The organism is Roseibium sp., from assembly GCF_965232425.1.
Taxonomy (GTDB): Bacteria; Pseudomonadota; Alphaproteobacteria; order Rhizobiales; family Stappiaceae; genus Roseibium.
In genome coordinates, this window is record NZ_OZ246971.1 from 5,545,499 (window position 1) to 5,569,933 (window position 24,435).

Annotated in this window: 26 protein-coding genes; 7 read left to right on the forward strand and 19 right to left on the reverse strand. The window is 58.6% G+C overall.

The window, feature by feature from the left end:
• Positions 1–9: 9 nt before the first annotated feature.
• Together ACO08A_RS25380 and ACO08A_RS25385 are read left to right on the forward strand one after the other, a co-directional pair.
• Entirely contained in the window at positions 10–627 is a 618-nt protein-coding gene (locus tag ACO08A_RS25380; RefSeq protein WP_422038637.1) for a cysteine hydrolase family protein, read from the forward strand.
• Complete coding sequence (locus ACO08A_RS25385) at positions 627–1,439, forward strand: hypothetical protein (RefSeq protein WP_422038638.1); 813 nt, start codon at positions 627–629, stop codon at positions 1,437–1,439. The genes ACO08A_RS25380 and ACO08A_RS25385 overlap by 1 nt, the downstream gene beginning before the upstream one ends.
• Before the next feature lie 9 nt (positions 1,440–1,448).
• Here ACO08A_RS25385 and ACO08A_RS25390 read toward each other — a convergent pair whose 3' ends face one another.
• Positions 1,449–2,246: an MBL fold metallo-hydrolase gene (locus ACO08A_RS25390; RefSeq protein WP_422038639.1), complete on the reverse strand. Its 798-nt coding sequence runs from the start codon at positions 2,244–2,246 to the stop codon at positions 1,449–1,451.
• A 562-nt stretch (positions 2,247–2,808) separates the two neighbouring features.
• Here ACO08A_RS25390 and ACO08A_RS25395 point away from each other — a divergent pair.
• Both ACO08A_RS25395 and ACO08A_RS25400 read left to right on the forward strand, forming a co-directional pair.
• Positions 2,809–3,009, forward strand: coding sequence for a helix-turn-helix domain-containing protein (locus ACO08A_RS25395; RefSeq protein ID WP_422038640.1), 201 nt, complete (start codon positions 2,809–2,811; stop codon positions 3,007–3,009).
• 296 nt (positions 3,010–3,305) lie between these two features.
• Positions 3,306–4,403, forward strand: a complete 1,098-nt coding sequence (locus ACO08A_RS25400) for a leucine-rich repeat domain-containing protein (protein WP_422038641.1) — start codon at positions 3,306–3,308, stop codon at positions 4,401–4,403.
• Positions 4,404–4,448: 45 nt separating this feature from the next.
• Here the strand turns inward: ACO08A_RS25400 and ACO08A_RS25405 are convergent, their stop codons facing one another.
• The 6 genes from ACO08A_RS25405 to ACO08A_RS25430 all read right to left on the reverse strand — a co-directional run bounded on the left by ACO08A_RS25405 (position 4,449) and on the right by ACO08A_RS25430 (position 9,580).
• Positions 4,449–4,880 carry a hypothetical protein gene (locus tag ACO08A_RS25405; RefSeq protein ID WP_422038642.1) on the reverse strand — a complete coding sequence of 144 codons (432 nt, stop codon included), beginning with the start codon at positions 4,878–4,880 and terminating at the stop codon, positions 4,449–4,451.
• A complete protein-coding gene (locus ACO08A_RS25410) occupies positions 4,877–5,509 on the reverse strand; it encodes an ABC transporter ATP-binding protein (protein WP_422038643.1) in 633 nt (210 codons plus the stop codon). Before ACO08A_RS25410 ends, ACO08A_RS25405 begins: the two co-directional genes overlap by 4 nt.
• Positions 5,506–6,231 carry an ABC transporter permease gene (locus tag ACO08A_RS25415; RefSeq protein ID WP_422041812.1) on the reverse strand — a complete coding sequence of 242 codons (726 nt, stop codon included), beginning with the start codon at positions 6,229–6,231 and terminating at the stop codon, positions 5,506–5,508. The genes ACO08A_RS25410 and ACO08A_RS25415 overlap by 4 nt, the downstream gene beginning before the upstream one ends.
• A gap of 27 nt (positions 6,232–6,258) precedes the next feature.
• Positions 6,259–7,188, reverse strand: coding sequence for an ABC transporter substrate-binding protein (locus ACO08A_RS25420; RefSeq protein ID WP_422041813.1), 930 nt, complete (start codon positions 7,186–7,188; stop codon positions 6,259–6,261).
• Positions 7,189–7,339: 151 nt separating this feature from the next.
• Positions 7,340–8,341 carry a PQQ-dependent catabolism-associated beta-propeller protein gene (locus ACO08A_RS25425; protein ID WP_422041814.1) on the reverse strand — a complete coding sequence of 334 codons (1,002 nt, stop codon included), beginning with the start codon at positions 8,339–8,341 and terminating at the stop codon, positions 7,340–7,342.
• Positions 8,342–8,371: 30 nt separating this feature from the next.
• Positions 8,372–9,580, reverse strand: a complete 1,209-nt coding sequence (locus ACO08A_RS25430; protein WP_422038644.1) for an ABC transporter substrate-binding protein — start codon at positions 9,578–9,580, stop codon at positions 8,372–8,374.
• 108 nt (positions 9,581–9,688) lie between these two features.
• Between ACO08A_RS25430 and ACO08A_RS25435 the strand changes: the two genes are divergently transcribed.
• Positions 9,689–10,189, forward strand: coding sequence for a DUF3280 domain-containing protein (locus tag ACO08A_RS25435; RefSeq protein ID WP_422038646.1), 501 nt, complete (start codon positions 9,689–9,691; stop codon positions 10,187–10,189).
• Positions 10,190–10,299: 110 nt separating this feature from the next.
• Here the strand turns inward: ACO08A_RS25435 and ACO08A_RS25440 are convergent, their stop codons facing one another.
• The 7 genes from ACO08A_RS25440 to ACO08A_RS25470 all read right to left on the reverse strand — a co-directional run bounded on the left by ACO08A_RS25440 (position 10,300) and on the right by ACO08A_RS25470 (position 16,770).
• Positions 10,300–10,881 (reverse strand): PQQ-dependent catabolism-associated CXXCW motif protein, encoded by a 582-nt coding sequence (locus ACO08A_RS25440; RefSeq protein WP_422038647.1) that lies wholly within the window; start codon positions 10,879–10,881, stop codon positions 10,300–10,302.
• A 1-nt stretch (position 10,882) separates the two neighbouring features.
• Complete coding sequence (locus ACO08A_RS25445; protein WP_422041815.1) at positions 10,883–11,728, reverse strand: substrate-binding domain-containing protein; 846 nt, start codon at positions 11,726–11,728, stop codon at positions 10,883–10,885.
• Between the two features lie 31 nt (positions 11,729–11,759).
• Positions 11,760–12,245: a c-type cytochrome, methanol metabolism-related gene (locus tag ACO08A_RS25450; protein ID WP_422041816.1), complete on the reverse strand. Its 486-nt coding sequence runs from the start codon at positions 12,243–12,245 to the stop codon at positions 11,760–11,762.
• A 180-nt stretch (positions 12,246–12,425) separates the two neighbouring features.
• Positions 12,426–14,225, reverse strand: a complete 1,800-nt coding sequence (xoxF5, locus tag ACO08A_RS25455; protein ID WP_422038648.1) for a lanthanide-dependent methanol dehydrogenase XoxF5 — start codon at positions 14,223–14,225, stop codon at positions 12,426–12,428.
• Positions 14,226–14,363: 138 nt separating this feature from the next.
• A complete protein-coding gene (locus ACO08A_RS25460) occupies positions 14,364–14,786 on the reverse strand; it encodes a c-type cytochrome (protein ID WP_422038649.1) in 423 nt (140 codons plus the stop codon).
• Positions 14,783–15,646 (reverse strand): S-formylglutathione hydrolase, encoded by an 864-nt coding sequence (fghA, locus tag ACO08A_RS25465; RefSeq protein ID WP_422038650.1) that lies wholly within the window; start codon positions 15,644–15,646, stop codon positions 14,783–14,785. Before fghA ends, ACO08A_RS25460 begins: the two co-directional genes overlap by 4 nt.
• Positions 15,647–15,657: 11 nt before the next feature.
• A complete protein-coding gene (locus ACO08A_RS25470; RefSeq protein ID WP_422038651.1) occupies positions 15,658–16,770 on the reverse strand; it encodes an S-(hydroxymethyl)glutathione dehydrogenase/class III alcohol dehydrogenase in 1,113 nt (370 codons plus the stop codon).
• Positions 16,771–16,987: 217 nt separating this feature from the next.
• Here ACO08A_RS25470 and ACO08A_RS25475 point away from each other — a divergent pair, with 217 nt between their 5' ends.
• Positions 16,988–17,560, forward strand: a complete 573-nt coding sequence (locus ACO08A_RS25475; protein ID WP_422038652.1) for a hypothetical protein — start codon at positions 16,988–16,990, stop codon at positions 17,558–17,560.
• A 27-nt stretch (positions 17,561–17,587) separates the two neighbouring features.
• On the opposite strand, the gene ACO08A_RS25480 is transcribed toward ACO08A_RS25475, so the two are convergent.
• Positions 17,588–18,625, reverse strand: a complete 1,038-nt coding sequence (locus ACO08A_RS25480) for a quinoprotein relay system zinc metallohydrolase 2 (protein WP_422038653.1) — start codon at positions 18,623–18,625, stop codon at positions 17,588–17,590.
• 361 nt (positions 18,626–18,986) lie between these two features.
• On the opposite strand from ACO08A_RS25480, the gene ACO08A_RS25485 reads away from it, so the two are divergent.
• A complete protein-coding gene (locus tag ACO08A_RS25485; protein WP_422038655.1) occupies positions 18,987–19,718 on the forward strand; it encodes a quinoprotein dehydrogenase-associated SoxYZ-like carrier in 732 nt (243 codons plus the stop codon).
• An 82-nt stretch (positions 19,719–19,800) separates the two neighbouring features.
• On the opposite strand, the gene ACO08A_RS25490 is transcribed toward ACO08A_RS25485, so the two are convergent.
• The 4 genes from ACO08A_RS25490 to ACO08A_RS25505 all read right to left on the reverse strand — a co-directional run bounded on the left by ACO08A_RS25490 (position 19,801) and on the right by ACO08A_RS25505 (position 24,433).
• Positions 19,801–20,211 carry a hypothetical protein gene (locus ACO08A_RS25490; protein WP_422038656.1) on the reverse strand — a complete coding sequence of 137 codons (411 nt, stop codon included), beginning with the start codon at positions 20,209–20,211 and terminating at the stop codon, positions 19,801–19,803.
• Positions 20,208–20,930 carry a hypothetical protein gene (locus ACO08A_RS25495; protein WP_422038657.1) on the reverse strand — a complete coding sequence of 241 codons (723 nt, stop codon included), beginning with the start codon at positions 20,928–20,930 and terminating at the stop codon, positions 20,208–20,210. The genes ACO08A_RS25490 and ACO08A_RS25495 overlap by 4 nt, the downstream gene beginning before the upstream one ends.
• A 93-nt stretch (positions 20,931–21,023) precedes the next feature.
• Positions 21,024–23,267: an ATP-binding protein gene (locus ACO08A_RS25500; protein WP_422038658.1), complete on the reverse strand. Its 2,244-nt coding sequence runs from the start codon at positions 23,265–23,267 to the stop codon at positions 21,024–21,026.
• On the reverse strand, positions 23,264–24,433 hold the full coding sequence (locus ACO08A_RS25505) for an FIST N-terminal domain-containing protein (protein WP_422038660.1): 1,170 nt from the start codon (positions 24,431–24,433) through the stop codon (positions 23,264–23,266). Before ACO08A_RS25505 ends, ACO08A_RS25500 begins: the two co-directional genes overlap by 4 nt.
• Between the last annotated feature and the right edge of the window lie 2 nt (positions 24,434–24,435).

Below are 24,435 nucleotides of genomic sequence, written 5' to 3' on the forward strand. Positions count from 1 at the left end.
ACAACAGCCATGCCCGAACAGCCCCTGATCGTCGGCAAACCCGTCTTGCTGGTGATCGACATCCAGAAGAGCGCGTTTCTTGAAAACTATGACGGCGGCATCCCGAAGATGTCCGCCTACACGACCGCCATGCGCCAGGCCCGCACGGTGATCGATGCGGCGCGCGCGAGCGATGTTCCGGTGATCTTCTTTCAGGAAGCCCACCGCCCCGACATGGTCGACTTTGGCCGCGAACTGGACGGCACCGAAGATGTTCATTGCGTGGAAGGGCGCGAAGGAACGGAAATCGCCGACGACATCGTCGGGCTCCGGCCGGACGACTACGTCATCAAGAAACGGCGGTATTCCTGCTTCATCGGAACCGATCTCGATATCCTGCTGCGCGGCCTCAAGGCCGATACGCTGGTGATGGTCGGCGGGTTGACCAATGTGTGCGTTCATTACACGTTCGCGGACGGCCACCAGAAGGACTTTTACTGCCGTGTCGTGAAGGATTGCGTCGGCGGGTCCGATCCGGAAGCGCATTCAGCCGCGCTCGATGCGATGGAGTATCTGCAAACGGGAGCGGTTCGCTCATCCGATGAAATCATTGCCGCCTTCGGTTCCTACAGTGCCGCGGCAGCCTGATGCACCGCATCGCGAACACGGTGTCGGAGCCCGTTACAGATCACGCGATTCAAGGTCTTTGGCACCGCGCCTACATCAAGGCGCCGGCAGAGGCGCCAAAGTTTGAAGATCACGACACGCAGGTCTACTGGTTTCAGGCCCGGGGCCTCTATGGCGACTTGCGTATTCCGGCCAGGTTTTCGAACGGGGTGCCGGCGGCCCGCCTCTCCGACCTCTCGCAGGACGACCTGCTGGCCCTCGCCGCTTCGGAGGGGTTTGCCGGCTGGGCGGCGGTGGAAGACGGGATTTGCACCTGGCAGAGGGCGATCAATCTTCAGGGGCCGGAGACCGGGCGGGATATCGGCCGTCTGGAGCGAGCCTCAGGCGGCCTTTTCGAATACGGTATCGACGCTGATTTTGTCGAGCTGTGGCTCGAACAACAACTTGGCGAAAGCGCCCCGGAAGGCCGGGTATTCACATGCGCAGGCGGTTTCTGGGGATTTTTAATCACCGCATCGTCCCGGTTTCTGTTCGCCTGTGACCGGCCCACCCGGAAGAACCTGGCGCGCCCGTGGAAAGAAGCGCTTGCGCAAGCGCTGACCGCTTCCGACCGGGATCAACTCAATGACCTGTTCCAGCCGGAGTACAGTTTCGGCCGGATTGAGCAAGGCGCTGCCGTCATCGCGTTGTCGAGCCAGCCGAACCGCGTCGGGAGGGTGCTCTGCGAGAACCTCCGGGCCGGTAATGATCAGCTGGTGACGCATCACGCACGTTTCGACGGCAACGGGTTCACGCGTCACTGGACCGTTGCCGAACTCAAGGGGCTGTCGTGAGACGGCGCTTCAAACGCCCCAGATCCGGAAGTATTTTTCGACGATTTCGTCCAGGCGTTTCTTGCCGAAACTCGGATCATGACCGCCATGAACGATCGTCACGTCAAGCGCCTGCAGCTTCTTCATGGTCACTACATAGTCGTCAACGCTCATTCCCGGCCCGTCATAGATGAGCGGACCATCATAAATCGCGTCTCCGGCAAACAGGATCCCGGTTTTTTCCTCGAATAGTGCGATGCTGCCCGGCGAGTGTCCCGGCACATGCAGGACGGTGAATTGCCGGTCGCCGAGGTCGACGGTATCACCTTCCTCGAGCAGTCCGGTGGCAGGCGCGCCCTTGAGCTTATAGGTGGCCGGATCGTAGCCCTCGTGCGGCAACGCGGTAATGAGCAGTTCATCCAGCGGCGGATAGCCGGAGGATGCAAACAGCTCCAGCAGGACCGGGTCGATTTGATCCCGGATGATCGTGCTCATGATGGAGGGAGACGCCATCTCGTCCGCTTCGATCGGGTGCACGAGGCGGGTGTCGAATTCATGGACGCCGCCGATATGGTCGATATGCGTGTGGGTCGACACGCAGATGATCTCGGAATGCGGCTTGGCCGACAGCGGGTCGACATAAGGTGCGATCGGAACGATACCCATGCCGGTGTCGATGATCATGTCGCGTTCGGACCCGCGCACGAAGAACATGTTCGCCTGTTCCAGAACATGAACATGGGGCTCCAGCAACATGTCCGTCGCATCGTCGACCCTGGAGATCGAAAACCAGTCGTTTGCAATCGGGTAATTTGAAACGTCGGTCATTCGTGCTCCGATGCTGAAGTCGCTTAAGCGGGAGCAGGATCATGCTCGCGGATGTGCGCATTCGCGCCAGACGAGCAGCGGGCTCTCGTTCCCGTGTCGCAGGCCGGGAGATCCGTTGATCAGCCGGTTCCCTACCACTCTAAACAATTGAAACCGTTGTAAAAGAGCAATTATTGGCTGGCAATGACGCTTAATTGGGCAACGCAGATCCCCTTCCCGCTCTTGCGTATTCGGAGTACCTATCCGGAAACAAGAACAATCAAGAACATGTGTGACCCGTTTGCAGAAGAAGAACATCAACCCCGTCGATCTCAATCTCTTCAAGATCTTCAATGCGATGATCGCATGATCGTCGAAAACGGACGCATTCTGTTCTGACGGCCGCCGTTTTCTTGCGAGTCCGTCTTACGTCCTACGTCCTATCCCGGCTTCAGGCCACGTGGCGCATGCTTCTGGAGAACCTTAAGCGCTCAATGACAGCGGTCCATGCGCAATTTCAAACCTTGGACCCCGGCGCTCGGTTGAAAAAGCTTTCTCTGAGTTGGTAGGTATGGGGCCAGTCATGTACCTGCGCGTTTTGAGACTGAACAGGGCGCGACGGAAAGTTGGGGACCGCGCCTTCTCCGGGCAGAGCATCGGAGACATCGCCGCCGAAGAGGGTTTTTGGGACTGGAGCCGGTTTACCAACTACTATCGAAGGCAATTCGGAGAATTGCCTTCCGAAACGCGCAGCGGTCCCTCGAGATTGAAAGCGTGTGCTTAGGCTGTCTCCTGACAACCGGCTGCGACCACGTAGCCGTCGAGGTGAGCGTTGCGGATTAGCGCTCTAGTTCGTCGGTTCTGAACGGAATGACCTCGCGCCGAAACGGGAAGCAAATTACACGTTAAAAAATGCAATACAGAGAAATCTGCGCTCCAACATATGCTCATTTAGTGTCCTGCCACCTTCTTGCATAGGTTGAATTTTCTTGGATATTTTTTTGTAGTGACAAGAACAAAATGCTAGCTTAACCAAAAATCGTTGTTCGACTTATGCTATCAAATATAGTGAGCATTTTTATGAGAATTAAATTTTTATTAATTTTTGTCTTTTCCGCATTTTTTCCATTTTTGTCTGTTTCGCAGACGATTCAAAAGGAAGATATTTGCGTGGATTTCTTCGGTTCAGGAGTATTCGTCGACGGCAGGTGCAAAACGATTTTCAATCGCGTGGACAAAATTAGTGCTGCAGAATTGCCACAAGCACTCCGTAATGGAACGCCTCGACTCGAAATCTTGTCAGATGACGCGCCTGAAGAACCGTTTGACCTTGCTCCACTGTCAAATCTGGAAACAGTGCACAGTCTTTACATATATCGCGAAGGCGAAATAGATCTATCACCACTTCAGTCAATGAAAGGCCTTTATGGCCTTGAACTCTCTGCCGATGCGGCATCTTCAATGGGGCAATTGACATCAGATCTTGAAGATTTAGTTGAGCTGCGCCTCTGGGCTCCGCGAGAGACAATCGACCTTACACCGCTCTCAAAGTTTCCTAACTTGCGTGTTCTTTTGGTTAGTTCCAAATCTATCGTCGGCCAGGATAGCCTCCGAAAACTCAAACAGTTGGAACATGTCAATCTTCAGATTTCAGGAGAAACCGATTTTTCGGTGCTCTCTGCGCTCCCCGAACTAAAGTGGTTGGAGATTTCCGGCAAGCTAGGCAGACCCGTGCTTTCTGACATCGAATTTGTTTCAGCATTGCCGCGCCTCAAGAAGTTAGTCCTTCGCACCAACAACATCAAAGATCTTTCTCCTCTCTCAGGTTTAAGAGACCTCACAAGTTTGAACTTGAGTGAAAATGCGAAACTTTCGGACATTTCAGCCGTGGCGAACCTTACAAAATTGGTTTCCCTCAAACTTCGCAAGACAAGCGTGTCTAACATAATGCCGATTCATAAATTGTCGGATCTGCAAATCCTATGGCTGGACCGTACACAAGTTTCCGACATTACCCCACTTGAGAACCTTTCCCGTCTGTGGGGGCTGGGGCTTAGTGGCACGCAGGTCAGCGACATAACACCCCTGCGCAACCTGCCTCTAAAACACCTCAATCTACGAAACACGAACGTTGTCGATTTGTCTCCGCTTCCGCTCGGGCTCACCTTGAAGAGATAGTCGCTGCGGCTCCCCGAGTGTCCTTTCACCTGACTGATAGGAACATCACTGGATCGTGATTTCGACCCGCTGATTTTCGCCTTTGGAGCCGGGCTGGCGCAGGAAATACCGGCCGGGCTTGATCGCCAGGAATTCGATTTCCATGGTGCCGGCATCATCGAACTCGACGCTTTCCAATCCGAAGGGCCGAACCTCGAGACCGTTGATCACGACCTCGTTGACCCAGATCGCCCGGAAGAAACCGGGCCCTTCGAGCGCAAGCTCCGCACTTCCGTCTGAAACGATTTCCACCTCGTACATCGTGCCTGATTTCAAAATGAGCGGCGCGTCCGCGATCGGCTTGCCGGAAGACAGGATGAGGTCCGGCAATTCTTCGCGGTTCGATTTGTCGAGAATTCCGGCAAAACCGAATTCGTGAGCGACGGTGGGCGCCGCCAGGATGCTGAGGACAATGGACAGTCCGACGAGTCTTTTCATGATGCTTTCTCCCTTTGATATTGAAACAATGTCCCGTCCCTGACGACGGTTGCGGGTGTGCCGGCAAGCAGCAGCGTGCTGTCGGCCAGTTCGTCCGCCTCGTCCTTGCTGTGGGTGACGAACAAGGTCGACTGCGCGTTTTCGCTGATCAGACGTTTCGTCAATGCGATCATCGCAGCTGCGGTTTTCCGGTCGAGCGAGGCGAACGGTTCGTCGAGGATCAGCAGTTCCGGGCAGCCGGCAAAGGCACGTGCAAGCGACAACCGGCGCTGCTGGCCAAGCGACATCTGCCTCGGAAACAGATCTGTCTTCTCGGCAAGACCGACATGCACCAGCATGTCACGCGCGAACGTTTCCGAAAGTTCAGGATGAACGATCAGGATATTGTCCAGCGCTGTCCGCCATGGCAGCAGCGTCGGTTCCTGGAAAACGAAGGCCATTCTCCCGGAGCGCCGGACGGTCCCTTCGTAGTCCTGGTCGAGACCGGCGACGAGGCGCAACAACGTTGATTTGCCGACACCCGACTTTCCGAGGATTGCGAGGCAATCGCCTTTCGGCACCTTGAACGCAACATTTTTCAGAATTCGCGATGCACCAAAGTTCTTGGCCTTTATGTCGACGCAGATCATGCCTGCCTCCAGGCCCTGGCCCTGCTTTCCGCGGGCTGCAGCAGCACCCATTCGACGGCCAGCATGAAGATGATGAAGCTCAGCGAGTAGACGAGAACCATGGTCACGTCGAACAGCTGAAAATAGAGATGGATCTGGAATCCGATGCCGCTGGACCGGCCCAGAAACTCGACAACGAGCACCACCTTCCAGATGACTGCGAGCCCGGAACGGGCCGCGCCAGCGATGTAGGGCGCAAGCTGCGGCAGAACGAAATGGCGCAGAAAAGCCGCGCGCCTCACCCTGTAGACGCGTGCCATCGCTCTCAGGTCCGGATCGAGCGCGCGCGCACCCTCGCGAAGGACGACAACCACGCCGGGTATCTTGTTGAGCGCAACCGCGGCGACGGCAGCGACATCCGTCAGACCGATCCAGAGATAGCAGAGGACGATCAGCACGAGCGCCGGCAAATTCAGGAACACGACCAGCCAGGGGTCCAGCCACCGGTCAACCTCCGGGTAGGTGCCCATGACCAGTCCCAGACACACGCCTGCCGTCATGGCAATGCAGAACGCCGCGATCACGCGAAGAATTGTTGCCGACATGTGTTCGAACAACGCGCCTGACATCACTTCCTGAAAAAACGGCGCCAGGAGGTCAACTGGCGACGGAAGCACCGTCGGGTCGCCGCTGATCCGCGCCAGCAGGGTCCATGCCGCCAGAAACGCGGCCAGGGAAACCATGCGGACGAGCGAGACGGGCACGTTGTATCACTCAAGCTCAACGAAGAGACCGGCGGGAAGCTCGCGGGCCTTGCCGACGAGTTTCTCGCCACCCAGGCGCGCCATCAACAGGAAGAACGTGGCCGCACCGTCCTCGCTGACGTTCCCCGGCGCGGGAATGCCTGCCCTGAAGTCACGGCGGAGAGTTTCGAACTGTGCGTCTGTTTTTGCACTCATACGCGGGCGCAAGGGCTCCCAGGCCGCGTCGTCGTTTGCCAGCAAATCCTTGGCCTTGCGTGACGCCTTGTAGAATGCAATGGCGATGGCCGGGTTCTCCTGAAGATAACTTTCCTTCAGGACATAGCCCAGGAGCGGGATGTCCGGATCCAGACCGAGTGACGTCGCGGCGGTCTCGACGGAAACGAGTTCGCGCATTCCGGACGCCTTCATCTTGGCAAGGAAATGCCAGAAATTGATGGCGCCGGCTGTTTCGCCCTGCAGTGCCGTCTTGAAAATGAGTGGCGGGGCGCCGAAAACCTGTTCGGTTTCCGCAGCAAGGTCGAAGCCGTATTCCTTCCGGGCATAGGCCTGCAGGATCAGCCAGCTTTTGTCGACAGGCCCACCGGCAATGCCGATTTTCTGTCCCTTGAGATCAGCCAGGTTTCTTGCCGGGCTGTCTTTCGGAACGACAAGCCCGCCGACCGCCTTGGAGTACGGGATGAAAACATAATCCTTGCCGGCGGCACGCTGTCTGGCAACCCAGATCCAGTCCGCAACCGCGACATCCGCCTCGCCTCCTTCAAGTGCGACCCGAGTCGCGCCATTGTCCGCGAACGGCCGGACAATCAGCTCAAAACCGGATTCTGCGTCAAAACCATTGCGCTTGATGGTGTCCAGTTCCCAGTTGACCGTGCCGATTTTAAGAACAGCAGCGCGCAGAACGGGCTGGTCCGAGGCAAACGCAGCGCCTGCGAACATGGACCAGACGGCAAGACCGGCGCCGGAAAGGCCGAGATGCACCGGGAGCCCCCGCAGCAACCGCTCACGCATCCACGTTGCGGACCCTGCAACGATATTTCTCAAACGGTTCATGGTGTTCTCCCGGTTTCCGCGTGTCAGGCCTGGCCGCTCAGTCGGGCGCAACAACAACACCCCACGGCTGTTGACCGACCTGGATGGATTTCACTGCCTCCTGACTGGCGACATCGATGACGGTGATGTCGTTGGAGTTGCCGTTTGTGGTCAGCAGGTACTTTTCGTCCGGCGTGAAATCGAGTTGCCAGACGCGCTGTCCGACAAGGACGTATCGAACCACTTCATTGCTGGCGGTATCGATGACCGCGACCCGGTTGGCCGGGCCCAATGCCACGAACAGCCATTTGTTGTCAGATGTGATCCGCATGCCGACCGGCTGCAGCCATTCCGGCTGGACACCGGAAACCTCGAAGCTGATCTTTCCGGTCAGTTCCGGACCGGTTTCACCAAGCATGTCGATGACGGACACCGTGCCGCCGATCTCAGAACTGACGTAGAGCGTCCTGCCGTCATTGGTAAAACGCGCATAACGCGGTCGCTGATCAACCAGGATGTTGTGCTTGATCTGGTAGTCTTCCGTCGCGATGAAATGGGCCATGTTGGTCGTTTCGGAAGTGTTGACCACGAAGCGGACATCCGGACTGATCGCCATCCCTTCCGGCTCGACGCCAACGGGCACTTCGGCGACGATCGTTCTTTTTTCCGTATCCACGACGGTGACCAGATTGTCGTCCTCGTTGGACACGTAGAGTTTGCTGCCGTCCGGGCTGATCACGAACAACTCCGGATCGGGTCCGGAGGGCAAGGACCACAGGAACTCGTAGGTTTGGGCGTCGAATACCTTGATGGTATCGTCGTCGGACGCGCAAACATAAAGGTGGTCGCCACCGGGGCTGATGCCGATGCCTCTCGGCCTGTTGCCGGCCGGAAATTCGGTGATCGGCTCCCAGGTTTCGCTGTCGATCACGGTGACCGTGTTTCCCTTCTCGTTGCTTACATAGACCTTGTTGGCAAGCGCCGGGGAAGACGGCAGCATCGTTTGCGAGAGCAGGAAGACACCGGCCATCAGGCCGTATCGTCCAGCCAGGGACTGCATCCGGTTCATGGTGTCATTCCTCCATTCGCGTCAGTTTCCGAAGGCCGAACAGGCGCTTTCCGCTTCATCGATCCCCAGGCTGTCGAGGGGCGAGCGGTGGTGCAAAAATCCTTCCTGGGGTGAAACGCTGACCGTGATCTTGCTGTCGGTCAGCAGGACGGGTTGCCGGAGCTGACCGTTCCAGGAGCGGAAGGTCACCTTTTGCCCCTTGAACGCTGCCAGTTCGAAAGCGTCGCTCAGGATGTAGTCCCGAAGAACGGCCGCATTGTCACTGGAAGACCGGGCGACGGCTTCACCGATGACGCGAAACGCGACCCAGACATTGTAGTCTTCCGGGTGCACGTACCTGCCGTTCTGTTTCTCGAACCGCCTCTGGAACTGCGTCGCGCCCCAGGCTTCATGCGCGGCATGGAAGCTCACGGGCCGCAGGCCGCCCGATCCGGCAACCGGGCGCGGCGTCCAGGCGTGGAAAGGCAGATAAAGCGCAAACACGTCGCTTTCATCAACGGCGACCACGACGTTGTGGTCCCTTGTTTCCTGCGTGAAAACGGGTATCTGGCGCTGCACCAGGACATGACCACTGTCGGATCTGCGCGATCCGCCCGTGTCCTCGAACACACGTTCTTCAACAATCTCAGCGCCGAATTTCATTGCGGAGCGACGATAGGCGTCGGCAAGCCGCTGATCGTCCGGATTGGATCCGGAAATCAGCAGCCAGCGGGTCCATTTCTTCCAGACCAGAAACTGTGCGAGCGCGTCGGCGAGCATGGCCCGGCTTGGCGCGACATGAAGCAGGTTGGGACGGCAGCTCTCTTCCCTCAGTTCGACCTCGGGGGCTGCGGCGTTGAAGACAAGGGCCTCGGGTCCGGCTTTATCGGAGACCGTCAGCACGTCCTCCCCCCGGCCCAGAACAACGATGATCCTGAACCCGGCTTCGACCAGGCCCGCGGCGTCGGCTTCAAGGTTCTCCGGTGTCGTGGGCCTTGTTTCGAAGGAAAAGCTGTGTCCCAGAAAGGACCCGGTCGTTTCGTTGTCCTGGTTTCCGAGCTGGGCACCCGCAAACCCCAGATTGTCGGGTTTTCGGTCAAAACGGGAGACGGGCGCCAGGACCGGATAATCGACGCGCAGGACCCCGACATTGATATCAAGCGCCCATGCCGAGCTCGGGATTGCATGACTGAGGAGGCCGGTCGCGAAACCGAAGCAGCAAGTGGCAGCTACAATCAAAGAGCGTATCATGAAACGGTCCGATCCCTGCTTTTATAGATTTTGCCAAAGAAATTACCGTCGCAAAATCGATACTTTAGGATCGATTGTCGTGCATTTTTATCGTCGTATGCTGACACGATGAGAGAGTTCATTGCAGCTTTGACGTGCATTGCGATGACATCCGTCGCGTCAGCCGAAGGCCTGCGACCAGGCGCAAAGGTTGCGTTTCTGGGGCTCGGCTTCGTGGATATGTCTACCGAAGGCGCCTACAACGGCGTACGCGCGGACGAAACCGAGCGGCTGGCGCTGGTCGAACGTCTCGTGTCAAAGAGGTTCGTGGACGAAGGTCTGATGCTTGTGGACCTGGCGCCGATCGAGAACAAACTCGCGAACATTGCCAATCCGGGCCAGTGCTACGGCTGCGATATCCGGTTTGGCCAAACGCTTGGTGCCGACTATGCCGTGGCCGGTTCCGTCCACAAGATTTCGAACCTCATCGTCTCGATGAACCTGTCCGTGAAGGATGTCCGGACGGGAGAGATCCTGCGCGCAATGGCTGTCGATGTGCGATCGAACACCGATACGTCCTGGCGACGGGGCATGACCTACATTCTGAAAAACGGCGTCTTCCGGGATTAGGTAAGGTCTAGACCGACGTTCCATACTGCCCCGATCGCTTTCGTCGGTGCGTTCTGGAGGTTGGTGCGCGCAGTCCCTCAATACAGTCAACGTCACATGGCCAAATTCGATCAATCGGGTCGCTCTTCCGGTTCAACCCGTTCAAGCTGATAGCCTGCCGCCTGCCAGCCATCCGTGCCGTCCGGATACCAGTGGATGTCCGTGTAGCCATATTCGACGGCCCGTTTCGCCGCGTTCCAGGACATCCAGCAGTCTGCCTGGCAAAAGATCACCACCGGTCGCGACTTGTCGCCTGCCGTTACAGCCTCAAGTCCCTGCCTGAAATAGACCGCATCAATTTCCGGGATTGTCTGATACCCCACGTTCGGCAGCCATATGCTTCCTGGGATGCTGTCGCGCGGCTTGTCGCGCCAGACGGTTCCTTCCGGCAGTTTTGCGGGTTTGGGAAGCCGCGGCAACACGTCGATGAAACGCGCCTCCCCGCTCTTCCATATCCGGTGGGCCTGGTCCGTCGATAGAACCGTGGCGCCGGCCAATGTGCCCGGCACAGGTGCCCGGTAGGGTTTGCCCCGATAGCCTTCCGGCTCAGCGATGTCCTGCGCCGAAAGCGGTGTCACGAGAAGTGCCAGGACGAGAATGGCCAGACCGTAGCTTATACCGCCGATCCTCGGAGAAGCGGCCGCGAAACCCATGTCAGTCTCCCTTCAGGGTCTGCGTTCCCATGTCATCCAGCAGCGGCACACCGGCGTCCAGAAGAATGGCGTTGATTTCGGTTCTGTTTCTGCGAATGAGGGAGTTGAGCTTGCGTTGCCACACCTTCTCACCCGGCCTGACCCCCATTGTGATGCGGAAAAACAGGCGCGGCGGATTTTCCTCCTGCAGCAGAGGTGTGAGCTGGAATTCCGGGAAATCCGACTTTACTAGAGGCCCTCCGATCGGGCCCCAAAGCACCGCCGCGTCGATGGTCCCCGCCCTCAGGTCGTCAAGCATGTCGACGGCGGGTGACTCCACCCTGCGGTCAACGAAGAGGTTATAGGGTTTCGCCTTTGCGATCAGACCGTTTCGAGCCAGGTGTGACGCAGGCGGCGATCCAGCGACAACGCCGAGACGCTTGCCTTTCAGGGCAGCGTCGGAAAGCGTTTTCACGTCGGAAAGTGTGCTGTCCTTCGGCACGATCAGGGCGTAGGCCGAGGTCATGTAATGGTTGGTGTTCAGAACCAGTTCATGCCCTTGCGCGTATCCCATGATCACGTCGCAGCGGTTCGCTCTGAGCGTGTTGCGCACGAAGCCGGTTGCCATCGGAAACCATGTATAGGCAACCGGACGCTCGAGTTTCCCGGCGAACAGTTCCGCCAGCCGGTTTTCGTAACCCGATCCGGATTCGTGCGACAGGGGCAAGTTCGCAGGGTCGGCGCACACGCGGAACTCGGACGAGGACACAAGATCCGACGTCTGTGCAAAGGCACGGTCAACGGTGCCTTGAAGCGATACAGCCGGCACTGCGACAAAAGCGGCCAGAAGTGCGGCGAGCCTGTTCATCCACCGGTCTGGTGCCACCTGCCCTCGCCCGTTACCCGAGGCAGGCATTTTCCTGCTCCCGGATGTCATCCGACTTCGCTTCTTTCTTGCTCGGTCTGCCGCGCGCCACGACATCGGTGCCGCGTGCTTTCAGATAGACGTAAATGTCGTCGAGGTAACACATGACGTTCGGATTGGTTCCGAATGCCGGCATGACGGAATTCGCGGAGGCGTTGACTTTCTTCCGTCCATTCGTGACCACATCGACAAAGTCGTAGTAGTCCATCTCGATGGCGGAGACCTTCAAGGCAGGCGCGTAGGTCGACCCCTCTCCTTCGGGTCCGTGGCAGACGTGACATTCGGAGTGATAGCGGCGAAAGCCCGAATAGGTCAGCCAGTCGACGGTTCCGTCCTCCTGGATCTTGTAGGTCGGAATGTCATCATCCGTGAAGTACCGGCCACCTTCTTCATACGCGACCGCAACAAGGGCGTCGTCAACGACATTCTCGCCGTTCGAGGCAGTTGCCGTCGTCAACATGCAGGCCGCTGCCGCCAGGATGCCGGTAAGAGTGTTCGTGCGCATCAACTGTCCTTCGGGGCTGGCTCGCCGGATGGCTTCGGATCCGCCCTGGGGATCCTGGTTCCGGCGACGTTTCGCTTGGATTTCGGCGAAGGCCGGCGCGAAAATCCGCGCCGGCCCAAGGCATCAGGATGGCGATCAGTTCGGGAGCGCGAAGACCGTCAGCTGACCGCCGAGAGCGGTATAGTCACTCAACGCGGCATACCCGCCGACCGCGCCAAGCCCTTCATTCGGGTTGGTCAATCCGGCTGCAAGTCCAATACCGGCCCAGCCTCCGATCCCGGACAGCACGGCGACGTATTGCTTGCCGTTGTGGGTATAGGTCATCACGTTGCCGATGATCCCGGACGGTGTCTTGAACTTGTACAGCTCTTCACCGGTCTTGGCGTCCACGGCCTTCAGATAGCCTTCAAGCGTGCCGTAGAAGACAATGTCTCCGGAAGTTGCGAGGGCACCGGACCAGACCGAGAACTGTTCCGGAATCGACCAGACGATCTCGCCCTTTTCGTTGTCCCAGGCAATGAAGTTGCCCATGCCGCCATGGCTGTCACCCGCTGGATACATGGACAGGGTTGCGCCGACATAGGGTTGACCTGCCGTGTAGCTGACGCGAAACGGTTCATAGTCCATGCAGACGTGGTTGGTCGGAACGTAGAAAAGTCCGGTTTCCGGCGAGTAGGACGCCGGCTGCTGGTCCTTGGACCCGAGCGCAGCAGGACAGATGCCCGTCGTGTTGACATCTTCGCCATTTTGCTTGGTCGAGTATTGCGCAACAACCTGCGGCCGGCCGTACTGGTCCGAATTCGGATCCATGACCACTTCCGTCGCCCAGTTGACCTTGGGATCGAACTTTTCCGCGACCAGAAGTTCGCCCGTCACGCGATCCAGCGTGTAACCGAAGCCGTTCCTGTCGAAGTGGGTCAGGAGTTTGCGCGTTTCCCCGCCGAATTCCTGCTCCGTCAGGATCATTTCATTGACCCCGTCGTAGTCCCATTCGTCATGCGGCGTCATCTGGTAGAACCAGCGCGCCACACCGGTGTCGACGTCGCGGGCCATGATTGTCATGGACCAGCGGTTGTCGCCGGGACGCTGCGCCGGGTTCCAGGTCGACGGGTTGCCGGTGCCGTAGTACATCAGGTTTTCGTCGGCATCATAGGAATACCAGCCCCACGTGGTGCCTCCGCCGATCTTCCACTGATCGCCTTCCCAGGTGTTGAGGCCGCTGTCCTTGCCGACCGGCTTGCCGAGATGCATGGTCTTTTCGGGATCGACCAGAATGTCGCTGTCAGGACCCATGGAATAGGCCCGCCATGCAAGAGAACCGTCCTTGATGTTGTAGGCGGTCACGGATCCGCGAACCCCGAACTCACCGCCGGAAATGCCGACCAGGACCTTATCCTTCACGGGCATGACGGTCGCGGTATTGGTTTCGCCCACCGAAGGATCGCCATTGACGACGCTCCAGACTTCTTCACCCGTCTTGGAGTCGAGGGCGACCAGTTTCGTGTCGGCCTGGTGAAGGAAGATCTTGCCGTCGGCATAGGCAACGCCGCGATAGACCGTGTCACAGCACATCACGGCAATGACGTCGGAATTCTGCTTCGGTTCGTATTTCCAGATGATCTTGCCGTCGTTGTCGAGATCGAGGGCATAGACCGTGTTCGGGAAAGGCGTATGCACATACATCACGTTGTCGATGACAAGCGGCGAGCCTTCATGTCCGCGCAGCACACCAGTGGAAAACGTCCAGGCGACCTGGAGGTCCTTCACGTTGTCCTTGTTGATCTGGTCCAGCTTGGAAAAGCGCTGGTTCTTGTAATCACCCGTTTGAATGACCCATTGGTTCGGGTCGTCCATCATTTTCTGCAGATTCGCATCTGCGTGGGCTGTCCCGGCTCCTAAAGCCAGCACAGCTGCGGATATGAGTATGTGTCTCATGTCTTCCTCCCGTAGCGAGACTGGGGCATTTCATGCGTCAGGCCATCACCGACGGCCGTTCGGGTTGCCGGGGTGCGCGACTGCAGGCGCCCGGGTCCGATACGGCGGCCAGACAAGCCGTCTGTTCCACTGTTGGTCTCAGTTCCCTCCCTCTTCTTCGAACGTCGCCAGGTAAGCGACGATGTCCTGCCGGTCCTTGTCCTTGCGAAGCCCCGCAAAGCTCATTTTGGTGCCGGGCAGAAACTTCTTCGGCTTGGTCAGAAAGACGTCCAGGTTCTCGACGGTCCAAACCAGCTGGTCCTGATCTGCGGCTTCCCGCAGCGCCTTGGAGTATTTGAAACCCGCCTGATTTGCCGCGGCGCCACCAACGACACCGTTCAGAACCGGGCCCGTCTTCACGGCCGCGTCCACACCGACCGCATGACAGGCCTTGCATTTGCGAAAAACCTTCTCGCCCTTGACCGGGTCACCCGGTTCCAGGGCATTTGCCGGATGCAAGGCCCAGAGGAAGGAAAGAGCGAAAAGAGACAGGCTTCGCCGTGATGCGACCGGTGTTCTCATGCGGTCCCCTTGCCGTTTTCCTGTTGGTGGGACTGGCTCTTCAGCCGTTCGGCGTGCCAGGCGATGTGATCGCCGCCGAACGTCGAAACGAAGAAGTAGGAGTGATCGTAGCGTTTCTGCATGCGGATCACGGCCGGCTGACAGGTTTCGGTCACCACGCCGGCGAACGCCTGCGGTCTGAGCAGATTGACGAATTGATCGTCGGCACCCTGGTCAATCAGGATGTCGCCGTTCCAGCCACGCTCGCGCAGCAGGATCGTGGCGTCATAGTCGGCCCACGCGGCCTCATCGTCGCCCAGATACGCCGTGAGCTGCTTGCGGCCCCAGGCGGACTGGGTCGGGTTTGTAATCGGAGCGAACGCGGATACGGATCGATAGAGCCCGGGATTGCGCAATGCGATGGTCAACGCGCCGTGGCCGCCCATCGAATGGCCGGTGATCCCGTGCCGCTCGCTGAGCGGGAAGGAAATTTGCGCCAGTTCGCGCAGTTCCTTCACGACATAGTCGTACATCCGGAAATGCGTCTTCCAGGGGGACTTCGTCGCATTGACGTAAAACCCGGCCCCCTGACCGAGATCGTAGGCTTCATCATCGGCGACGCCTTCGCCGCGGGGGCTGGTGTCGGGAAAAATGAGTGCCACGCCGTGTTTTGCCGCGTGTGCCTGAAGACCGGCCTTGGTCATGGCGTTCTCGTGCGTGCACGTCAGTCCCGAGAGGTACCACAGGCAGGGCACCGCCCTTTCCGCTGCCTGGGGAGGCAGAAAGATCGCAAATGTCATCTGGCAGCAACAGGCTGCGGACTGGTGTTTGTAAACCGTCTGCACGCCGCCAAAACATTTGCTTTCGGCAAGGGTTTCCATGGCTTGGCTACCTAGTAAAGAACGACGGAGCGGATGGATTCGCCCGCATGCATGAGATCGAAGCCCTTGTTGATGTCCTCGAGCGGCATGGTGTGGGTGATCATCGGATCGATCTCGATCTTGCCGTCCATGTACCAGTCGACGATCTTCGGCACGTCCGTGCGCCCGCGCGCGCCACCGAAGGCCGTGCCGCGCCAGGACCGGCCCGTCACCAGCTGGAACGGACGCGTGGCAATCTCGGCCCCGGCCGGAGCCACGCCGATGATGATGCTCTCGCCCCAGCCCTTGTGCGCCGATTCAAGCGCTGCCCGCATGACACTCACATTGCCCGTCGCATCGAAGGTGTAGTCCGCACCGCCCTTGGTCAGATCGACCAGATACGGAACGAGATCTCCCTCCACTTCGCTCGGGTTGACGAAATCGGTCATGCCGAAACGCGTTGCCATCTCCACCTTGGCCGGGTTCAGGTCGACGCCGACAATCTGGTCCGCGCCGGCAAGGCGCAGACCCTGGATCACGTTCAGGCCGATGCCGCCGAGGCCGAAGACGATGGCGCGCGAGCCTTCCTCCACCTTGGCCGTGTTGATCACCGCACCGATGCCGGTGGTCACGCCGCAGCCGATGTAGCAAACCTTGTCAAAGGGCGCGTCGGGCCGGATCTTGGCCAGCGCGATCTCCGGCACAACCGTGTAGTTGGCGAAGGTCGAGGTGCCCATGTAGTGCAGGATCGGATCGCCATCGAGCGTGGTGAAGCGGGACGAGCCGTCCGGCATCAGCCCCTGCCCCTGGGTGGAGCGGATCGCCTGGCACAGATTGGTCTTCGGGTTGAGGCAGTATTCGCAGTTGCGGCACTCGGGCGTATAGAGCGGAATGACATGGTCGCCCGGTTTCAGCGTGGTGACCCCCGGCCCCACTTCCACAACGACACCGGCGCCTTCGTGACCCAGGATCGCCGGAAACAGACCTTCCGGATCAGCGCCGGACAGCGTGAACTCGTCGGTGTGGCAAATGCCCGTGGCCTTCACCTCCACAAGCACCTCGAAGGCACGCGGACCCTCCAGATTGACCGTGGTCACCTCAAGCGGTTTTCCGGCGGCAACTGCAACTGCTGCACGAGTTTCCATACATAGTCTCCGTGCCGGAAATATTGAAGCGTCCGACTGTACCAGCGACTATATTCCCAAGCCCTTTTGAGACAATTGCGACCTTAGTGTGTGTTTCGGCGTATAGACAAAATTTCTGCCTCGATTAGAATGAATACGAGCGAGGACGCAGAACATGAAATATAGTGCGAAAATAGGGACATTTTTTATTTCATCACTACTTTCCGCCGTTTTCGCCATGGGAAACGTGCAGGCGGCCACATTCGATGATCCCACATGGCCCTGCCAGCAGCGAAAGGTTCAGGAGCTGTCCATAGGACTCATGTGGAACCAGGCGCTGCCTGACGGTTTCGACCTGGACGCGCGCCGCCCTCTTCCTTCACAGGCTCAAGATCTTGTTGCGCTGCTTTCGTTGCGCCGCGTGTCGCTGGCAGAGGCGGAAGACGCGGTAAAGTCTTTTTCGGAAGATACCGAATTCGCCGACCCGCAAACCATGCTGTTCATCTTTGCAGAGATTTTCACCACGCTTGGAAAGACACGCCGCGATATCATCAACGGCATTGAACAATACTCCATGAAACAGATAGCCTTGTCGGAGAGGATCGAAACCACGCGATCGGAAATGCGGGACATCGAAGAAACCACCGATCCGGATTTCGACAGGATTGACCGCCTCGAGGAGCAGCTGGATTGGGACGAACGGGTGTTCCGCGACCGGACAAGGTCGCTGACATATGTCTGCGAGACCCCGGTCCTGATCGAAAAACGCCTCTATGCCATTGCCCAGTTGCTTTTGAAATATGCGCGTTAGGGTGCTGATCCAGCTAAGGTGCGAATGTCATTCCCATTCAAGCTCGGTAAAGGCGACCGTTGCGTTGCGGGCGTTATAGACTTCGAAAAGCTCCCACTGCCCCCCTTGCGCAAGACCGATGGTCCCGACCGCATCGCTCATGCGTTCGCCGGCTTCCAGCGACGCGCGCGTGTCCGTGTTTACAAGCTCGAGATAGGCGCGGACCGGCGCAATCGCCGCGGCGGAGGCCATAACAGGGGCACCATGACCGGGCACGACTTTTGCCGGACCCATTTCCTCAATTTGATCAAGGGTCTGCAGCCAACCTTTCAATGATCCATCGAGCACGGGAATGTGCCGGTCGAACACAAGATCACCAGCGAACAATGTCTCCGTCGAACTGTCCCAAACGGTGAGATCGGTCGTCGAATGGGCAACCGGCCAGGAAACCAGTTCAAGGACGCGTCCTCCAAGGTCGATTTCACTCTGAAAAGATGCGGTAAAATCCGTGTCCGTTCCGAGAAACCCGGGTTTCCCAACGTCGGTTTCGAAGGTCAACAAGTAGCTTTCTTCCCTGTCCCTGAGGGCTCTTTCAAGATTTGGATGGCCGATGACCGTTGCACCGGCTTCGGCAAAGACCGACGCCCCGAACAGATGATCCGGGTGGACATGGGTCAGGACAAGATGTGAAATCGGCAACGAACTGACGGAACGGATTGCCCGGTAAAACGCTTCTCCGACAGCACGGGATCCGCCTGCATCGATAACGGCAATGGACTCCTCACCGACAACGAAGCCGAGATTGGCGATGTCGCCTCCATTGACGTGATCTGGCTCCGCAACCGCTCCGGTATGCACGTAGATGCCTTCCGCGACTTGCTGCAGTGGCAGACCGGCATCGGAGAATGCACAAACAGCGCCGGTCGTCCGATATTTCGTTTCGTCGAACGAAAAGGCACCGGCAGACAGGTTGTCCTTGCGCTCGACGCATTCTTGTTCCGTCCGTGTTTCGTGACCGGGAAGAAGCTGCTGACGGCAAACGCCCGGATCTTCGAGCAGGCACAAACTGATCAGAATTTCATACATCTGCGCCGCATCCCTGTCCGGATTTTCCGGCTGAATTGATCGTCGGCACCCAGTTTTTCAACTGGCGAAGATCGCCGCAATACATCCCAAAGGATTGATTTTGGTGACACCGCAAAGATGCTAATATTTCCGAGATGCCGGAAATCGAGAAACCGCAGTCTGGTGCGCGTCAAGCGAGTAGTCGGCAGAATCCTGCGGGCGTGTTCTTGACGGGTCGACGGGAGAGACCTGGAAAATGACAAGACAACCAAACTTTTTTCTGCAAGCCGCTGTTTCCGGATCAACCGCGATCTTTATCGGCTTGCAGGTTTTGCTTTCTGCAAGTTTTGCGGTTGCGGATACAGACGGGATAAGAAATCCTTTGCAGCCCGAAGGCAGCTGGAACGAGCTGCGGGGCGATATCGTCGGTGACACGTTGCCGAAACCTGCCAACGGGATCGTAGAGCTCGATGCGCCCTACCGCGCGCATGACGCGGCCACGGTCCCGATCGTGATCCGCCAGTCCTCGCCGAATTCGCCATCGATCGGCAAGGCCCTTCTGGTCATTGACGAAAACCCGGCACCGGTGGCCGCGGAACTCACCTTCAGCGACTCGATGCACCCGATCGACATGGAAATCAGGGTTCGCGTCAATCAGTATTCCAATGTCCGGGTCGTCGCCGACACGCCGGACGGCCCGGTCATGGCGGGACGCTTCGTCAAAGCCTCGGGAGGCTGCTCGGCACCGGCCACCAAATCGCCTGAACTTGCCATGTCGCAGATGGGTCAGATCCGGGCGAAGCACTTTACGCCTGCGGTCGACAAATCGACCAACCGGCGCGAGGCCCAGATCATGATCCGGCACCCCAACTATTCCGGTTTGCAACGCGATCAGGTCACGCAGCTGTTCATTTCCGCGCATTTTGTCAATTTCATTGAAGTGCGACAGGGCGATGAAACGCTGTTTACGGTCGAAGGTGGTATTTCCCTGTCCGAAAATCCCGTGATCCGGTTCCAGTACACGGACAACGGCACCGACGACCTGGTGATCCGGGCGGAGGACACCGAAGGCAACGAGTGGGAAAAGACCGTTCCCAAGGACAGACAGAGCTAAGCAGAAATGCCCAGTTGGTTCCATCGATGGAGCTTTGCATGCGGCCGAGTAGAACGTCCGGCCCAGAGCGGTTGCACGCGCGCTAGAAACAGCGGATATCGGCTTCGGCCTGGGCCCGTCTGAGATCGGAGACCAGTTTCTTCGCGCTCGCCGCCGTGCGGAACAGGGACATGCGCTCGCCGCCCACAAGCTGCAGAGACAAAACCGTCTCCGCTTCGACGTATCGCTCATAGGAAATGATGGTCGCGATGATGTCGACCGAGCAGGAACACCGGCGCAGAACATCGCTGCTCTGTCCGTTGGTGGCCATGCAGGCAAACACGTATTCGGCACGCGCCTCGGTCGGGTAGTCGTTCAGGTGCTGCAACCCCCTATCCGCTTGAGCGCGCACGGTACCGGTCACGGCAAGTGCACCCAGAAGAGCCAACGAAAAGACCAGATGCCGACGCGGTTGGACCTGCCCGCCGGCAGACGCGTGGATGTCAGCGCTCATTCTTGACCCTCCAGGCCCTGAAAAAGGATCGTACTGCTATAGGCGGGCAAGGTATCCGGAAGCGCTGAACGCGTGCCGCGTTCTTCGCTCGTTTCAGCCTTCAACGCGTAGTACCAGCCGGGGATTTCGCCGGAGACCGTCACGGACAGAGCCAGGGTCTCGATCCCCCGCATCCTGTCGCTGGCCGGATCATTCCGGAATGGATAGAGCACGACCGACTGCGCCGCGACCCGGCGATCTCCCAATTGTACGGTCACCTGCTGCACAGGGTGTTCTTTTAGGAGTTCCGCCTTGATCCGGTTGCGCATGTAGTAAGGACTGCCCCCGGCAAGTCCGGACAGGTCCCTGACCACGGTTTCCAGGAAATACATGATAAGCGGATTGCCGACGCTGGCCGGAAACGCACCGACGCGTCTGCGGTCTCCTTGCGCACCGAAATGGATTTCAGCCATGTCATCGGTGGTCAGTTGCAAGCTGATCGGTCCGGTGTTTTTCTGCTCGAGCGGCCGGCTGCCGGGTGCCGACACGTCGCGCCGGTATTCAAGGGTCACCTTGTCGGAAACGGTGTCGAGCGTTCCTTCCCGGAACAAGAGCTCGTGGGTCCCCGCGGCAAAACCCGGAGACACCGCCGCGCTCAGGAGTGCGAGCGTCAACAGGCCAGTCGCAACCGGACGCTGTCCTGTCGCGGCCTTCAGGGTGTCAATATGTCGTGTAGCCATGCGTTCAGATTCTACGTGTGCCGCCGCATAAGTCAGCACAGACATTTGTCTGTATTCCCTGTGTCCTGCCCCGCGAACCAAGGGCCGGGCGGCTCAGCCGGCGTTCAGTTGTCTCGTCTCCCAGTCGATCAAAGGCCTCAGTCTCGAAAGCTCGACAGGCTTGGTCAGGATCGTGAAGCCATGCGCCCTGCTCTGTTCGGCAAGATCCTCTTCGCGGTTTGCCGTGATCATGATCGCGGGAATGTCGGTTTTTGTCGCGCGTCTCAATTCGACGATTGTCTTTATACCGTTGTCGTCCCCGTCAAGCTGGTAGTCGGCCAGAATGATGTCCGGCGGCATGCCGAGTTCGCGCACGCAGGTGAGCGCCTCCTTCGTGGACGCGGCCGTCAGAACGCTGCCTCCCCAGGACTCGATTTGCCGGGCCGTCGCGAACATCACGTCCGGGTTGTTTTCCACGATCAGGACGATGACATCCATGGCGCCCGGGACCCGCGGCAAGGCCGTGTTTTCACTGTTTTCGGTCACCGCCGGCGCATCGCAGATAGGTATCGAAATCGAAAAGACGGATCCAACCCCCGGTTTCGAACGCACGTTGACGGAATGGTTTAATCTACGGCAGGCGCGATCCACGATCGACAGCCCGAGCCCCATACCGACCCCGGCACTGTCGGGCGCGGCTCTGGTGAACTCGTTGAAAATGCGCTTCTGATCCTTCTTGGATATACCGATGCCCGTATCCCAGACTTCTATGACGACGTTCGGTCCCTTGCGCCTGCACCCGGCCAGCACGCGGCCCTCCTGCGTGTACTGAATGCCGTTTACGATCAGGTTCTGCACGGACCGGACGAGATAGCGCTGGTCGCTTCTGACCCAGATGCTGCTCGGGACGATATCAAGTCTGATACCCTTCTCCTCGGCAAGCTGGCGGCAGTCCCGCTGAACCGTCGAAAGCAGCTCTCCGATGTTGAATGTGCTGAGGCTGAGTTCCGTGCCCGTGGAGTCCAGTCTGGAGATGTCCAGCAATGCATGAAGCAGGGACTCGATCGACTTGAATGAGCGCTCAAGGCGGGAGACCGTTTCCGCAACCACCTTTTCCGACGTGCTTTCGGTCATCGTGGAAATGAGAAGTTTTGCCGCGTTCACGGGCTGCAGCAGATCATGGCTTGCGGCCGCAAAGAACCTGGTTTTCGAAGATACGGCCTCTTCCGCGCGCTCCTTGGCCTGGCGCAGCTGGTCATCTATCCGGATCTGCTCTTCGTGCTGGCGCTGCAGACGCTCATTGGCTTCCGTAAGCTCGCGCGTACGCTCGCCAACTCTTTTTTCCAGCACGTCCGTCATCTGCGCTTCGGCGGTGAAGTCGATGACATTCATGATGAGTCCGGTGTCGGGGAGACGGTGAATGCCGATGTTCAGTATGTCGCCCGAGGTCAGCCTGACCTTGCGGTCTATGCCTTCCCGGTCCGGCGCGATCGCGGCAAGGAATTCCTCCTCGATGCTTGCACCCGTTTCAGCTGCCAGTTCGTGGCGTGCAAAGAAGGCAAGGATCTGGCCGAGTGGCGTGCCCTTCCGGACCAGCGTTACCGGAAGACGCAGAAGCTTGCGGAAGCGCTCGTTCCGCAGGATCAGGGAACCTGACGGCGAAAAGGTGCATACCCCTTGCGATATGTGTTCGAATGCCGCCTTCAAGAAAACCGACTGCTTGTCGATCAGCTGGTCTTTCTCGATACGGTTCTGCAGAACGATATTGGTGATCTCCGTCGAGAGCAGCGCCGTTTTTCTCGGTGACGTACGCTTTTGCGTGATCTGGAACCAGCGGTCGTTCTTCAGGCCGAACACGGAAGGATATTTCGCGGATCCGGCATCGTCGCGGGTGTTGCCGGCGCTTGCCTTGTTCAGCGACGCGCCTTTCGTTATGACCTGCGGACAGCCATCAAGTGCTTCGAAATAGTCGGCGATGCTGATCCCGGTGACGATCTTCTCGCAGATGCCGGGCACCATGTTCCTGAACTGTGCGTTGCAGATCTCAAGCGCATCCCCGGTGAAGAGCGCAAAGCCACCTTCCATCGCGTCCAGCGCGTCGGCCAGATTGCGTTCGGTCTGTTCCAGGGCGAATTCGGAATTTTTGAGCCGGTTGCTCGCCTGTCCGAGCGTGTCCAGAACCTGTTCGAGATGTTTCGTCTTCTCCCAAACCTCACCCTGAAGCGCGATCGCAGACTGAAACAGGGAGTACGCGGACCGGCCGACATCGTTTTCGCGGGCAGCCCGTTGCATGAGCGCCTCGATGATCTTGCCCTGGCGCTCGAGTTGGGTCTCAAGGGGTTCGCTCGGATCGATCAATAGAGTGCTCCGTCGCTTGGCGGAAAGAAGGCGACCCCTATGAACGTCTGGTTCACGTGCACACCCAGATGTTGCTCACCATAGGTGTTGAAACCGAAGACGTGGTTCTCGCGCAGGATTGCCGAAACATCAGCCGTGAGGTTCTTCTGCTCAATTTCGAGCCTGCGCAGATAGCAGTCGAAACCGATGATGAAGTCAGGCTTCTGGTTGCGTTCGCGAAAATGATCGAGCCCTGAATCCAGCGTTTGCAGGATTTCTCTTCCCTGTCCGAGCGTGAGAACCAGTCCGTCGTCGATCGCGGACAGAAACCAGAGGCCGCCGCCCTCTTCTACCTGCTGTATGGCGCGCACATGCCAGCTCTGTCCGCTTCTGATCAGGACGGGGTTCTCCGCGAACACCTGCGGCGAAAGTTGCTCCACCGGGCAGTTCACGTACCGCGCATATTCGCGTGCGGCCGGGACACCGTTTATGTCCAGCACAAGCCTTTCTTCCGGCACCGCGCGCGTCACGACCATCTGCCGGCTGGTGGGCTGGAAATGATTGAAACCGATGCCCCTGAAGGACAGGTCGGTCTCTATGAGAAGAACAAGCGCAGCGTTCCTGTGGGCGTGCCCCCCGTGGGACACGTAGGTTTCACCGAAAGCGAGGCCGTTTCCAGCCGACCCCCCGAATACCGGGATTTCCCCCAAGCCGGCATTGAGGGCCGCGACGAGCAGATCCTCCTGCTTGGACATGCCGTCGGCGATGACAAGTGCCACGGTCCTCCAGTTGCCGGTTCTTGGAAACCTTTCCGCGAGCACCCTGGCCCGGTTCGCAGTCCGCTCGATCGACAGGGGCTTCAGCGGCTCGATGAGCGCGGAGGAACAGCGGAAGTGGCGCCTTGGAAAGGCCATGACCAGCAATGCGTCCTTTTCGTAGCCCTGTGCCGTAATCTGGCCCGCCGTCGAACAGCCGAAGACTGTCGCAGACGACATCTGCCGTGCGAACTCGTTCGAAACCTTCTCCGGATCAAGATGATCTGGCATGAAAAATAGGACGAAGCAGATTGCGTCGGTGTTGAAGTCCGCAATGGCTTCCCGCACCGCGTCCTCCTCCGAGGTTGCATGCGACACGCCGATCTGCACCGCCTTCGGCTTGTCGAGCCTTTTTTCCAGTAGAACCGTCATCC